At 48.9% G+C, this 14,221-nt stretch carries 14 protein-coding genes and 1 tRNA gene; 6 read left to right on the top strand and 9 right to left on the bottom strand.

What is annotated here, in order from left to right; all coding sequences use genetic code 11:
• The first annotated feature begins 32 nt into the window (after positions 1–32).
• The 6 genes from QXU03_01800 (at position 33) to QXU03_01775 (ending at position 3,576) form a co-directional block, all read left to right on the top strand.
• Positions 33–974: an ABC transporter ATP-binding protein gene (locus QXU03_01800; GenBank protein MEM2170480.1), complete on the top strand. Its 942-nt coding sequence runs from the start codon at positions 33–35 to the stop codon at positions 972–974.
• Between the two features lie 3 nt (positions 975–977).
• Entirely contained in the window at positions 978–1,787 is an 810-nt protein-coding gene (locus QXU03_01795) for an ABC transporter permease (GenBank protein ID MEM2170479.1), read from the top strand.
• On the top strand, positions 1,784–2,551 hold the full coding sequence (locus tag QXU03_01790) for an ABC transporter permease (protein MEM2170478.1): 768 nt from the start codon (positions 1,784–1,786) through the stop codon (positions 2,549–2,551). The genes QXU03_01795 and QXU03_01790 overlap by 4 nt, the downstream gene beginning before the upstream one ends.
• Before the next feature lie 53 nt (positions 2,552–2,604).
• Positions 2,605–2,928: a 30S ribosomal protein S25e gene (locus QXU03_01785; GenBank protein MEM2170477.1), complete on the top strand. Its 324-nt coding sequence runs from the start codon at positions 2,605–2,607 to the stop codon at positions 2,926–2,928.
• A gap of 29 nt (positions 2,929–2,957) precedes the next feature.
• A tRNA-Gly gene (locus QXU03_01780) sits at positions 2,958–3,033 on the top strand.
• Positions 3,034–3,429: 396 nt separating this feature from the next.
• Positions 3,430–3,576 (top strand): hypothetical protein, encoded by a 147-nt coding sequence (locus QXU03_01775; protein ID MEM2170476.1) that lies wholly within the window; start codon positions 3,430–3,432, stop codon positions 3,574–3,576.
• A 70-nt stretch (positions 3,577–3,646) separates the two neighbouring features.
• Here QXU03_01775 and QXU03_01770 read toward each other — a convergent pair whose 3' ends face one another.
• The 9 genes from QXU03_01770 to QXU03_01730 all read right to left on the bottom strand — a co-directional run bounded on the left by QXU03_01770 (position 3,647) and on the right by QXU03_01730 (position 14,031).
• Complete coding sequence (locus QXU03_01770; protein MEM2170475.1) at positions 3,647–3,832, bottom strand: hypothetical protein; 186 nt, start codon at positions 3,830–3,832, stop codon at positions 3,647–3,649.
• A 212-nt stretch (positions 3,833–4,044) separates the two neighbouring features.
• Positions 4,045–5,721, bottom strand: a complete 1,677-nt coding sequence (locus tag QXU03_01765) for a hypothetical protein (GenBank protein MEM2170474.1) — start codon at positions 5,719–5,721, stop codon at positions 4,045–4,047.
• Positions 5,722–5,725: 4 nt separating this feature from the next.
• The gene (locus QXU03_01760; protein ID MEM2170473.1) at positions 5,726–7,195 is read right to left on the bottom strand and encodes a hypothetical protein; all 1,470 of its coding nucleotides are present in this window, start codon (positions 7,193–7,195) and stop codon (positions 5,726–5,728) included.
• Between the two features lie 5 nt (positions 7,196–7,200).
• Entirely contained in the window at positions 7,201–8,790 is a 1,590-nt protein-coding gene (locus QXU03_01755; GenBank protein MEM2170472.1) for a hypothetical protein, read from the bottom strand.
• Complete coding sequence (locus QXU03_01750; protein MEM2170471.1) at positions 8,787–9,437, bottom strand: hypothetical protein; 651 nt, start codon at positions 9,435–9,437, stop codon at positions 8,787–8,789. The genes QXU03_01755 and QXU03_01750 overlap by 4 nt, the downstream gene beginning before the upstream one ends.
• A 187-nt stretch (positions 9,438–9,624) precedes the next feature.
• Positions 9,625–10,263 carry a hypothetical protein gene (locus tag QXU03_01745; GenBank protein ID MEM2170470.1) on the bottom strand — a complete coding sequence of 213 codons (639 nt, stop codon included), beginning with the start codon at positions 10,261–10,263 and terminating at the stop codon, positions 9,625–9,627.
• Positions 10,264–10,544: 281 nt separating this feature from the next.
• Positions 10,545–11,384, bottom strand: a complete 840-nt coding sequence (locus tag QXU03_01740; protein MEM2170469.1) for a hypothetical protein — start codon at positions 11,382–11,384, stop codon at positions 10,545–10,547.
• 4 nt (positions 11,385–11,388) lie between these two features.
• The gene (locus QXU03_01735) at positions 11,389–12,342 is read right to left on the bottom strand and encodes a metallophosphoesterase (protein ID MEM2170468.1); all 954 of its coding nucleotides are present in this window, start codon (positions 12,340–12,342) and stop codon (positions 11,389–11,391) included.
• 69 nt (positions 12,343–12,411) lie between these two features.
• Entirely contained in the window at positions 12,412–14,031 is a 1,620-nt protein-coding gene (locus tag QXU03_01730; protein ID MEM2170467.1) for an APC family permease, read from the bottom strand.
• Positions 14,032–14,221: the final 190 nt, after the last annotated feature.

Here is a 14,221-nt window from a genome sequence, read left to right as displayed (position 1 = left end):
GAACTTTAAAAGCTTATCTGAGGGCGGGGGACTTGAAGCCAAAGGCTGTGGAAGTTGTTAATTTAACTAAGAAGTTTGGTAACTTCGTAGCAGTGGATAACTTGAGCCTGGACATATATGATAACGAGGTATTCGGGTTGCTGGGACCGAATGGGTCTGGTAAGACTACAACGCTCCTCACCATTGCAACCGTGTATAAGCCGACGAGCGGAGACGTATACGTGTACGGGCATAGCGTTACCAAGGAAGACTACGTCGTCAGGAGATTAGTGGGAATAGCTTTTCAGGAACCCAAGGCTATGTGGATCGACAAAGCCCATGACCTCTTGATGTGGCATGCACGCGTAGTGGGCTACTCTGGTAGTGAAGCCAAGCGAGTAGTACGTGAAGTAATGGAGCTTTTAAGCCTTTGGGAACACCGCAATAAGCAGTTCTACCAGCTAAGTGGTGGTACGCGGAAAAAGGTAGAGCTCGCTAAGGTGCTAATCCAGAAACCCAAGGTCGCAATATTGGACGAGCCCACGGCGCAAGTTGATGTTCTTTCCAAACACGCATTGTGGAGTGTAATCAGAGAGCTCAAGAAGGAGGGCACGACGGTTATCATTGCAACCAATGATATGTTCGAAGCTGAGAGGGTTTGTGAAAGAGTCGCAATAGTATACAAAGGCAAGCTTAGAGCGCTCGGCACTGTAGGTGAGTTGAAGGACTCCATTCCCAGCGGAGACGTCATAGAAGTGCACTATGATGGTATCCTACCAACTAGCGTGGTGAGCAGCCTCGTCAACTACGGAAAGGTGGAAGTAGGTGAAGGGTCTTTGAAAATATTCGTGGAAAAGGCGGAGGAAAAGGTAATCGACGTATTGGATCTGCTCAGGAGGAGTAGCATTAGGGTTTTGAAGGTCATGGTCAAAGAGCCCACTCTTGACGACGTATTCACTTACATAACCGGTGCCAGGCTAAGGGAGGAGGTGTAGCGAGTGTTCAGGGACCTCCGGGACGTAATTGTAGTCGCCAGCTGGGACTTGATGAAGCTTAAAAACCAGAGGGTGTTTTTAGCGATGAGAATCGCCTGGTTCACGGTACAGGTACTGGTATTTGCGAGGGCGATCTCCGCGATAGTGAGCACAAGCGTGAAGGAGCTCGTGGGCGGAGTAGACTACTATCATTTCTACCTGCTAGGAGTATATACCGCACTGCTCTACTCAACCGGCATTTCGAGGGGTTACATTATCGCGGACGAGTTTGACGATGGTGTGGTGGAATACCACCTTTCACTACCGGTTAAACGGGGTGTTTTCGCTGTGGGAAGAGTAGTGGGTAGTAGCCTCTCCGCACTCTTGTTCACGCTACCGATGATGCTTCTAGTTTACGCCGTGCTCGGTGTTAAGAACGCGCTCACGGTGCTAATCTCCGTTGGGGCGGCAATGGTGTTTTCCGCCGGAGTTGTGTGCTTCGTCCTACTCGTAGTATTCACGCTCAAATCAACTGACTTGACGGACATCTTAATGGGCGCCATAGATGCCCTCCTCGTGAGGTTGAGCACGGTGTTCTACCCGCTACCAGTAGTGGAGGCCGCCGGCATAGAGCCCTACTATGCCGTGGCGTTACTAAACCCCATATCGCACCTCGCGGACTTCTTCCGGGTAATGGCCTTCCCTGAGTACTACTTAGTGGTAAGGTATGGGCTCCTCCCCTCGTTGGTATACCTCGTAGGCCTTGCGATGGGGCTGCTCGTGCTCGCTATAGAGTACTACGAAAAGAAGCTCGAAGCGGGTGGGTGGAAGTGAGAGAGCTGCTCAGAGCCGCTATACTAGTAGCTGAGAGAGACCTGGAACGCTTCTGGAGAAACGTCTTCTGGCTTGCCGGCCAAGTGGCGATGAACATTGCCGACTTAGTCGTGTTCGCAGTCATATTCAGGGGGATAGTAGACCCGGCACAGATACCGGATTACATAAGGTTCATCACTCCGGGCATACTGTGCCTCTCCATATTCATATCGGCGTTTAGCATTGGAAGGGAGGTAGGCGTGGAGCTAAGGCGCGAAGTAACCCACTACTTGGTTTCTCTACCTGTTACCCGTGGTTCCCTGGTGGCCGGTAGGGTTCTAGGTGGCGTTTTACGGGGATTCCTCTATCAAGCGGGCTTCCTAGTACTGGCCGTGCTGTTGATGGGGCTGCCCGGACCCGAGAAGTGGGTCCTCGTGCTGGTGACAACAGTGCTCCTCGCCACAACGATGTCAAGCCTATCGATAACGCTCTCTACCCTTACGCGTGATTTCAACTTACAGGCCGCGATAAGGTCGCTTGTCTACTTCACGTTCTTCTTCGTGTCAAATGTCTTCTACCCCGAGAGGGCCATTAGGGCTAGGCTGGGAGCTGCATCCCCCATAGTCTACTACTCGCCCATAACGATGGCCGCGAACATTTACAGGTATGGTTTCGGCTACTACTCTTCAATAGACATCGTGTTCAACGTTGGGGGCCTGCTCGCCTGGGCTACGCTGGCGGTTGCGTTCGCGTACAAGGTCTACCTTAGAAACCTCATTAAGTGAGCTTTTAAAGCCCCTTGCCCGATGATAGTAGAGGCAGTGGCGGTGCTTAATGCATGTCTACAGCTAAGCCTAGACCTAAGCGCGCGGAAAAGAAAGTGGAAGAGAGAATTGAAATTAGCGAGGAGCTCTTACTACGCACAACAATCGATATTGAAGACCTCGTTAGACATGTGAAGAGTGAGGTGGAAAAAGGCAACGTAAGGTACTACACACCTTATACCCTCGCACAATCGCTCGGCATAAAAGTAAGCGATGCGAGGAAAGTACTAAGAGAAGCGGTAAAGCTAGGTCTGCTGAAACTATACAGTGGTGGCAGGAGATCGCCAACATACGTACCGGTAACACCTCCGAGAAGCCTGCAAGAAAAGACTAAATAAGGTCCCCATGCAATAATCCCATTACAGGTGCGGCGGTCGTCTAGCCTGGACTAGGACGCCGGCCCCCCAAGCCGGAGATCCCGGGTTCAAATCCCGGCCGCCGCACTCTCCTCTACATGTCGCACACCATGAAATACTGAGGTCACCACAATAGAAGAGGAGGAAAACAACACGATAACGCTGATAGCACACGAAGTAACTGCTATCCAGACTTTACCGTAGAGTTATAACGAGCTTGTGAAATCGAGAGAACTGCTGGATCCGTTCCCGTAGAAATGGCTGCAGAGAATATGGCCATGCAATTCTACAGACTAAGCTACATACTGAAATGTGAAAATAATGCAATCTAACCCACACAACGCTTAGGCCGCTAGGCTCGGAAACCTACAGCACACCCTTCATAACCATGAATTGCACGTCAGCAGCTGATCTGAGCCCACATCGTTAAAGGTCCGAACTCAGCCCATCTGTTACGTTACCACAGCGCTACGGAGCCTTTAGGTGAACTTGCCAAAAATAGGTAAAGTCTACGAGAAAAGCAAGGACGAAGAGCCGTTGCAACTTGTAGAAGGTCGTTACATGCGACTATGTCTCCGAGATCCGGTTCCAGGGACCGGGCCTCCTAGTTCCATTGAAAGCAAGTACTAGGCTACTCGGCATGATTAGGACTCCTCGCCCTCGCTTTCAGTGGGATCAGCGATTCTTTCACCCGGCTAAGCTACTTAGAGATCGCAGTACTTGTCCGGGGGCTCTTAGTGGTGGAGTGACGTAACATGCCCGTGATCTCACTTACCAGGATCACGTTGCCGGCGATGTCGCTGGGTAGCTTGTAGTCAAGGTTCCGTTTAAGAATACATGTAAGCCGCTTAGACCCCTCTTGGAATAACCACAACCAAGCATGCAAGCCTAAAAGCACCCCAACGCCACTCTCATCGTCCACCGCACGGTAAAGCCCGATCATAGAGGTGAACTCGTTGCCGCAACGTACGTCGTGTTGAAACAGAGGAGCATATAGTTTGAGCATATAGTTTCCTACAGCCTGTCCAGGGATCTCGGCGTAATAGGCCGTAATCATCTGTGTGGGAAGTAATCTAAAATGAAGGGGAAAATACGTAGCTACCTGATGAAGGGAAGTACTCCTATAAATTCTATACCTATCGTTACGTCTGCATCGTTTGTTCTACCCGTTCCATAGGGGTCTTGAAGCGCTATTGCAACCCAGTACTTTCCAGCTGAAGGTATGGGGATGTATATTGACTGGGATATCTTTACAAAGTAGTTGTCCTTTCCGAAGCTAGTTACACGCGTTTTATGGTAGTTGCATATTTCCTGGTACCTGTATTCCCTAACAACGTACTCATTACCGTACTCGTCAATGAGCAGAATTCTGAGTACCCAATCTGTTCTGTCGATGTCTTCGAGTTGCGTTTCATCGGGGTGAGAGTTGTCGTGGAAGAAGAGGTTTATGTATAGTGCCAAGCCCGCGAACCTGCCCCCATCTACATAGCCCTCTTCATATCCCAGCGCTCTGCCCACCTGCAACAGCTTTATGACCAGGGGCTCGGTGCTCCAATCGCTTAAATCATCACTACCGTACATGTCGTTGATTCTGTTCTTATCACCGTAGTAAGCATCCTCAGTTATGAATATCAAGTCAACCAATCCATTGCCGTCAATATCCCCGGTAAAGAGGAAGGGGTAGTAGTTTGTCTCACCGGTTGGCGCGTTTCCAGAGGCTATTCTCATGAACCTAGCTATATACGTCGCAAAGCCGTTCAAGTACAGCCTCAAGTTGAGGCCTCTATCAGTTGAACCGTAATACCACGCACCTATGGCAGGCAGGTAGTTGCTAGGACAGTAGCCCGGTATAGTTGAACTACACGCTATTGTCCCGATCTCCTGCCAATTACCCGTTTGCCTAACTTGCCTTATTTCTATTACTCCCGTGTAGTTCCGGATCACTATTCTAAAGCCGTTTCCGCTCAGCGGATAGTTTCTGTTATTGATGCGTACCGAGTCCGAGCCCGTGAAGCCGGGCCCCGCGATCATTATGATGAATCTGGGTTGAGATTCCACTGCAGGATTAGCGCTCTTCTCCCTGATCCAGCTGGGATCGTACCCTACAACGACGACTCCGAAAGGTATGTTATCTGCTTCAAGCGTAGCGTTGTAGAACTCGCTTTCCTGCCCAGGGGGTAGTAGCAGTAACTTATCCGATTTCACCCCTCTAACATACTGTACACGCGTGTATGGCTTGTCCACGAGGTAATCGCTGACATCGAATAGGCTGGATAGCTCCTCGGGGTTTGTAATGTTAAATACCAACGACACCATGTACGTTGTGCTAGAATACTGAATGAGGGTTTCTATAACCGGCTTCGGAACTTGCGGGTAAATGACGACTCCTTCCACCGTTATTACCGCTATGTAATCGTACTCCACGCTACACTCAGCTTCCTCCTGTGCCCTTATGGTATTTGAACCACTACATACATCTAGGAAATCCCTGACTTCGATGAACCCGTCAGAAGTCCTCACGACGACCTTGTCCACAGCTATGTCGCTTGCCCCGATGTTGAGGAGGTACGTCCTATCCACTGACTTGTTAGCTATAAGTTGGGCGATCTCGTGTTTATGAGAATACCTTATAACGTTCTTGAGGGCTAGAGAGCCGCTTTGAGTAGAAGCAACTATGCTTAGGAACACGTAGGTAAACACGACTAGGATGACCATGGATAGTAGGAAAGAGGCGATTACGGTTGAAATGCCCTTGGACCCCCTCCCGTGGGACAAAGGATCACCTCGTAGCCAGTCCTATGCCTATATACTCTATGCCCACTATTATATCTGCATCGTTCTTCGTGCCATCCGCGTAGAAGGGGTCCAGGAGCTCTACCGCCACGTAGTATGTGCTTCCCGTTTTCGGTATGAATATCGCGAAGTCTTTGGCTATGTACGATATGGAGAATGGTTTCACGTGCCTGTACCTGCAGAGCTCGTAATAACTAAGAGAGGTAGCGTATACAAAAGACTTGCTTACATTGTCGTACAAGCCAACCCTTATGAGTATTCTGTTGTCGTTATCGCTTATATCGTCGAGTGAGTTATCCCAGAAGAACATTCTAACGCTGAGAATGGCTGAAGAGTAGGCTCCACTGTCTATGGGCACGTTAGTGAAGACCAGTCTAATGGGCTCCGCGGTCGCATCTAGGTAGTGGAGGGGGCCTAAGCGGTCGTTTATCGTGGTGCTGTTACCTACTCCAAAGTCCTGGGTGACGAGTATCGCTTCAACGTTACCATTATTGTTGATGTCCCCTACGAATACGTAAGGGTCTAGGCCAACGACCCCCGAAGCATTTACATTAGCACCATACAGTGTAACCCTACTAGCAACACCCCCGAAAACAACCTTGCACGCCTTGTTTTCATTCACATAGCATGCATGTATACCTACCTCAAAATTCACGTCTCCCGTAAAGTTCTCTATTTTCAGCCTGTACCGCACTACCGTGGACAAGGAAATACGGTTTTCTCTCGTGATTACTGCAATGTAGGATCCCGCTGTTCCGTTGCCTATTATGAGCATGTTTGTTCTATTGTTCAGAGGGTTCTTCCCGATAATTACTAGCGAGGCGTTTAATTCTCCTTCAACATATATTTCTGTGTCCGTGTAGTTTACCACGGGGGTCAGTAGTAGGGATGTATTAATCGCGCCGCTACGTAGTAGCGTGCTGTCCTCTAGGTAGGCTAGTATCTGCGATGTAGTCGTGATGTTGATACCCCCGTACACCGTCTCTAAGTGTATGCCGATAACTCGCCTCAACGAGATCGCGTGAAGCTGCGGATCTACCGAGAAAACCCTTCCGTTACTGGTAACTACAGCTATAGGTAGGTAATTACCGGTGCAAGTCACATTAGCTACGCGTCCAGGAGCGATTATACGTTGGTTAGCAGTGCACACTGCAGTGCTCTCCAAGCTAATGACGGCCTTGTCCAAGTAATCGCTATTAAATGCCAGTACGTAATCTATTTGCGTTACGACCGAGCCAACATTCTTAACGCTCAACGCCATGTTACCATCATGGTCCTTCACCATGAACAGTACCAGGTTCTCGCCCGCGTAGCCGCCTGGTATAGGTGCTACCTGCTGGTAAGTTGTTGAATAAAAGTACAGCAGAATGAACATTAGTGACGCCGATATTAAAGCAAAGGCCAGTATTGCCGCAACGGCCTCGACCACTCCTTTTACGCCGTGTTTCACTGCCACGGGCATCACCTCGTAACTGGAACGATCACCAACGACTCTATGTAAAGTGTTAAGTCGAGGTCGTCGAGGTAGCCGTTATAGTGGTAGGGGTCCTGGATCGCTATGAACACGTAGTACACTTTTTCTCCCTGCTCAGCGGGTGGTAGGGGTATGAAGATCATGCTGCTCTGCGCCTGTGCGGTTGGAGGGTATGTGTCCTCATACCTCGTTAGCTCCCTGAACGTGAAGCTTCTATAGCTGTAAATAACGCCGCTCGCGTCAACGAGGCCGACGAGCATTATAGGCTTGTCAACTGAAGTTCCCTGGGCATCGCTACCCTCATTGTCGTGAAACCTATAGTTAACCGCTATAGTGACGCTGGAGTACTTGATATTGGACAATGAGTAGTCTTTGTACACTAGGACTAGGGATTTTATGGAGTAATCAAGCAGGGTATCCACGTGCTCGTTCCTGGAAGAGTAAAATCCCCACGCTCTATCTATCGTCGTGAAGAGTATTCCGGCGAATCCCCGGCTTCTATCGGTGTTTATGAACATTATGTACGGGTTGTAATCCGTCTCGTTGCCACTGGTCCTTTCATATATTTCAACTCTTTCAGCCGTACCGTTTAAAACCAACGCGGCGTTCACGAAAGTGTACTTTGCTATGTCCTGGTCTGGTGCACTCATCCAGGTCCCGCCAAGTCTGAGAATGCCCTGGGGCGTTACCGGCACGAAGCCGTATATCTTTATCCTGACAGGAGAAGATGTACTGTATGAAGGCGTGGCCAGTGTCGCGCTATCCGCTGTTATCACTATGTTGTACCTCGAAACATTCCGCGGGTCGTAGCCTATCCAGAGGTTTCTAATGACGTTACTTATGTTTATGTTAGTGTTCACGTATACTCTCCGTAGGCTCCATACGTAACCCGTACCGGCACCTCCTTTCATGCCCCCTTCAAGGCTTGCACAAGAGACGACCTTCGTCGGGTTCTCCATGCTGTCTAGTGTGCATACCTCAAATCCCTTACCACCCAGAAGAGAGTACAAGTCACTCGTGTTATCCCCTGGACCCACCTTAAACGGTAGGGCCATCACGGCGGAGGGCAGGGTCGTCCGGACTATTGTAGTAGTCTGCGATTCCTGCCTCGATAGCATCTCTATGTCTTCGTATGTTATGACCGTGCTACTTATTACTAACCCCTCTGATGTTATGAGGTATAACGTATTCGTTTTCAGGTTTCCGCAGACCGATTGCGTAGGAAGAGGTATCTGCATTGTTATCTCGAGCCCTGAAGGCATGTCTAGATCTTTAACTCCGGGGTCTATGTAGACGCCCCGACCGTCGCAGTCAGCGTATATCACTACCCGTTCTACCTTTATACCCGCTCCCCCCCGATTTACCAATAGCAGGGTGGAGTCCGTAGCGTTATAGAACGCCACAATTTCCCTGCTTATCATTTTAGCTTGTAGAGTGAGAAACCTGTATACGGGGGCATCGGGTGCGGATGCCATGTTAGTTGCTGTGCCGTATATGTGCAAAACTAGCGGTGCAACGGACACCATTATTATTGAGAGGAAGACAACCGCCACAATGATGCTTCCTTGACCTTTCAAGAAACCGTCACCTCGTAGATGCCTACAATGTATGGTTTGTTACTGTAGATCGCGACAGTGTATAACCTGATCACGCCAGCATAGCTAGGTAACTGTATCTTAACTATAGTGTTCTCGGAGCAGAGCCCCTGCGAACCGGAGAACTCGCACACATTGCTGAGCCTGCACACGTAAACAGTATCGGATAAAGTGTACCCCGCTGTCTTCGCATACGAGGAGAAGTCGACTATTACACCTTCCCACGGAACATACACCCCGTTCATGGGTCCGCGATACACGGGAGTAGCCTGGACGCAGTCGTTATTGGAGTTGCAGAGAATGCCATCTTGATCGTGGTAAGGGTTGGAGACGTATATGTTTGAGCAGTTCGAGTACTCAGAACCCATATCTACAATAACGAAGAAGCTGCTTCTCGATCCATCAGTTCTTTTGAGCAGGAACCAAAGCGATGATGATGCGGTATCGTATGAAATGATGTTTACGAATACGTTTGAAGCTTCGCTCTGCAGGTGGCTAGATAGGTCTACTTGATCCCTGTAGTAGGTAGCAATAGATGTGAAGTAGCTCAGCATGGCAACTCCTATAACGAGGGCAACGCCAATAAATATAATAGCAGTCAGTAACGCGCTCTCCCCCCTTAAAACCAAGACAACTACACCTACTGTTTATCCATTACGTTTACCAGGTTAATAAACCTTAAAACCAAGACAACTACACCTACTGTTTATCCATTACGTTTACCAGGTTAATAAACCTTAAAACCAAGACAACTACACCTACTGTTTATCCATTACGTTTACCAGGTTAATAAATTTAGTAAATTTAATCAATCTGCTAGCGGGCATACTCGTAGACGTTAACCAAGTACGGTACGTCATTTACGTACACCACAACGAATATTGAAAACCTCTCTGTTGTGATGCCCGTTAGTGTCACGAGCGCGTTCTTAGTAATTTTTAAAGTACACACGTGTACGTTGCCGGTATCTGGGTACCCCGCACTCCTGGCGTAGTACTTGAAGCTGTAAACATCGTTTTCTGATACGACCATGACGTCTTCGACTCTGTGCAGGTGGGTATCCGCGATCTCGCCTCCGTTAATACTCGCAACTATGCCGGAGCACTCTACGTACCCCGATTCATTGTACACGAAGAAAGCTACCCTGTCACCTGTATCTAGCCTTCTAAAGAGGAAAACTGCGCGGTCTTCCGAAGAATCTATGAGCCTAACCACGGTATTCAGCTTCTCGGTTAAGACCAGTCTTTGAAGGGTATGCAGGTCTTGCACGGAAATGAAGCTACCTTGCATGAACACCAGGAAAGATAACGATAAGACTAGGACAATACCAACTAAGATAGCAATTGCTGTAACTTCCGATAACCCCCGTTTCAGCCCGCAACAACTGTATGTCTGCATCGACATCAATACCTGCACTGGTGCCTGCTCAAGGAGCCCTCTCGCCCGGTCCCTCATGCTTCATACAATTTAGGAGATTTATAAAGTAGCTAATAAAACCCATGAAACCCAGATACGAGGGTGCCAGGTTACTGTAAACAGCAAAAATAGTTCGCTGGCATGTTCCGCCGTTACGCCGATCCGTGCAAGTGCTAGGTCCATGAACACTTGGCAAGTAAATCGAGTACTTACAGCCCGTGCTACTTGCAAGGCTTCTCGGATTGCTTAGTGTACACACCAAGGCGAACTTGTTTGCTCAGAATACTACTGTGTAGTTTAAAACCCGATTACCTTCTGAATTAACGCTCGATTTCCTCTACTTCTCTATACCAAGGCTTTGAGGTCCCTATCTTCGACCTCTTAATCCATTCCTTGCTCTTCGGCTTCTTTTCTATCGAGTCCATCAGAGCGCGTATTCTGTCCTGGACAGTTTTCGAGGCATTAGCGTCTACGATTGAAAGCTCAGCTGATACGAAACTAGCTAGTTTGTTCAGGTTCAATACAGCATCGTACCAGAAGCCCCAATCACTAGCTAGAACGCTTGCTACGTAGTCGTCGTCTATGCAGTCTCTATCCCTTTCGCCACGCTCCTTGCACAGCCAGTGCCCGTGAAGCAGGACTGCCAAGTCGACGAGGTCTTTCCTGTTTATTTTGTGTATTTGCAGCTTTTCGAGTAAGAGGTCTGCGAGGCTTATTGTGGGGTAATCTAGTTCTAGCCTTCCCTTACCCGGCTTGTTACCGAAGACGATGTCATGACTGAATTCGAGCTTGTCGAAAAACACGTCAACGCTGTAGAGATTTTGAGGGTGATAGTACACTAGCCTCCTAGCGCCAAAAAGCGCCTTTATGTACGGGTCTACCTTAAACCCCAGCTCCTTCTCGAAGAGGCTTATTATGCTACTTCTCTGTTTGCTGTACCCGATTAAGTCCAGGTCCGTGAAGAGTATTTCACCGTCTTTAAACCTCTTCAAATACTGATATATCTTTATGCTACCAGGTCTATCCATTGTGTGTATGTACACCGCCGTGGCCCCCAGTACCCTTAAAACTACGCCCTTATCCCTAGCCCGGTTAACAATGCTGATCACCTCGTCGATGAAGGCGGCCGGCGGAAGCCCCACTCTTTTAGGAGAGCTCATGTATTTAACCTTCAACTCTCCAGTAATTGATTAACCTGGTGTTCTCGATCTCCACTATATAGCCCCTTAAAACCCCCTCGCTGTACTCACTACCCGGGTTCACTACTACGGTTTTACCTATCTTATCCACTCCGGATGACTCGTGTATGTGTCCATGTAGCCCCACTATGGGCTGATATTTCTCGATGACTTTCCTAACGGCCTTACTCCCTACGTGTTCGTATTGAACGCTACCGGCTATTGTAATGGGCTTGAGGTCCTTTCCGAGCTTCGGCGCTAGGTCTAGGTGGGTGTTATACGGTGGAGGGTGTATGTTAAATATCGACCTCGAGGTTGCCTTGACCCTCGAGATCTGCTTTTCGAGGTACTTCTCCAGTTCCTGTTCTTTCAGCTCTCTGGGAGTGTTCCAGGGTGTCGGGTTCGCGTAGGGGCACGAGATCATCTCTACGCCCTCCAGCTCCACGACCTTGCCGACCGGGTATATTACGCCCCTGTCGCTGTATTCCACGATCACGTCATCTATGGCGGGCTCATCGTCGTTTCCGGGCATTACGATAGTAGCCACTTTACTAGTGTCTACCTTCTCGACCAGCAAATCAAGCCATGTTCTTAGCCTCTCGGTCATTTTTTCAATAAAAATTTTATTTACCCTATCAGGGTTGTTCTTCAGATCCTCTAATTCCCTTTCATCAACCCTAATGTAATAGGCTCCAGCACCTTCAAGCCTTTCTTCGAACCTTTTGACTTCCTCCTCGCTTCTAAGCTCCCAAACCCTCCCAAAATACCTTGCCGTGTAAACTCCACCGGCCCTCTTAGTTATTGGAATAAGAACCTTGCCGGTTAGGTCGCCGGACAAGATTAGTACGTTAATAGCGTAGACTTCTACTACGCGGATCCATTTTCTCCATACATGTGATGATCCGTGCACATCGGCTGAAAAGAATATTCTGAGTCGCAAAATACCACCGCGATGGATTCGGTCAAATCGGGTAATAAATGTAATGAAAAGGCTAAAAAGGTATGGAAGCTAAGCCGGGGGTATCTGTGTGTATATTTTGGCCGGGTCTATGCCCTTGGCCCTATTCCTAGCACACTGGTAGGTGTAAATCAGTAGGCCTATTAAGCCAACGAGAATGTTCACGAGCACTATTAAGGGGTCTGGGTAAGACGTCATGATCATGAAGAACCAGCCCACGGCGAACGTCAAGGCCCCTATAATAGCGGCCGCTACTTTCGACGGGAACACCATTTTCTCGAACAGCTCTGGCCTCCACCACGGTAGTAGTAGAAGCGCCAGGCCCACCGGCCAGACGAACATTAAGCAGCTGAAGTCCATGAATGATATTAACGCAGTAGCCGCGGCGAATCCCATGTTTTCTAGCAGAGTCATAACAGCGCCAAAGGCCGCAAGTACGGCCACTACGTGGTTAGCCCAGGTTGGAGCAGCCCACCTCGAGGAGACTTCGGAGAGCTTTTCAGGTAAAGCTCTATCGAATGCCATTGAGAAGAATCCTCTAACGCCGGCTACCCATATAGGTATGACGGTGTTAACATACCACAGGAAGTAAGCTAAGCCGATGATTACTGCTAGCGCGGGGTGACCAGCCGCTATGCTTAAATAGAATGGAACTGAAGGATCCGGCGTTAACTTGCCGCCTAAAACGCTTCTCAAAACGTCTTCGTACTCGGACTTCATGTAGGAGTAGGCAGCCAGGAAATCATAGTTGTAAACCCATGGCAGTATTAACGCATTAGCCACGTAGAGAGCCATCACCGCTATAAACCCGGCTATGTAGCCCTTTACGTAGCTCTTGGAAGGATCCTTGACCTCGCTGCCCACGAAAGTTAACACCTCTAAGCCCGTCCAAGCCCATAGAGTCCATAGTAGCATGTTGTAGGTTCCAGTTAACAGATCATTTGGTTGCAGAACTGATACTCCATGGGCTTCTGCCACAGGGCTCTTAAAAGCCACCTCCATGACCCTGCCCGACGCGCCGGGACCGTACACGGCGTCGAACCTCGAAAGGCCGCCGTTAGGGCCTACGAAAAGTAGTGCTATAAGGCCTATCAGGGTGACCGTTAACGGTATAGTAGTAAGTATCCTCATAACCCACTTAATTACCCTCATACCGGTGTAGTTGATTGCCCAGATCACGAGTACGAGGACGATCGCGACGATCATCTGGTTTGTCGGGTTTATTAACGCTTCCGCCATGTTGATAAGGTCCTTACTACCGGAAATGAGTCCTGCAACGGCTAGGGGCCCACTCATAGCTTTAATTCCAATGAATAGTAGGAAACCGGAACACAGTGCTGCACCTCCACCTATTATGAAGTACCAGAACGGTAGGAACCCAAACACTGGGTGAAGGGTTCTTGAAGCGACGACGTACAGGCTACTGGACCTTGGAAAAGACGCCGCGATCATTATGAAGCCTATCATGGGTGGGAGGAACATCAACCCCGCAATGAAGAAGGATAACGCTATGTTACCTCCATAGGCTGAGGGGTCACCCAGAATCTTTACGGCATAATATGTCATACCCGATGCAGCTGGCGTCGCTAAAGCCCATATAGCTACATCGTACCAGCCTAGCTCTCTAACTAGGCCCGAGGCTCTTCGGACAAATACTACCTCCTCGCCCACAGAAGTCACCCTTAAGTATTAATAAGGCTTTACTCAGATATATCTTTTCATACCTTTAAAGGTCAAGAAGCTTTAACGCTACTAAGGACTCGGGGGTGACTTTAAGTTTATGTGAGCTCCTTTGGGAGGTAATAGCTGGGGATCGGCACCGCTCCATAGACGAGAACTGTAATATCTATTAAGTAATGCA

This window comes from Desulfurococcaceae archaeon, from assembly GCA_038845865.1.
Classification (GTDB): Archaea; Thermoproteota; Thermoprotei_A; order Sulfolobales; family Desulfurococcaceae; genus UBA285.
The sequence above is the reverse complement of the archived record's forward strand: the minus strand, read 5'-3'. Positions and strand labels throughout refer to the sequence as shown.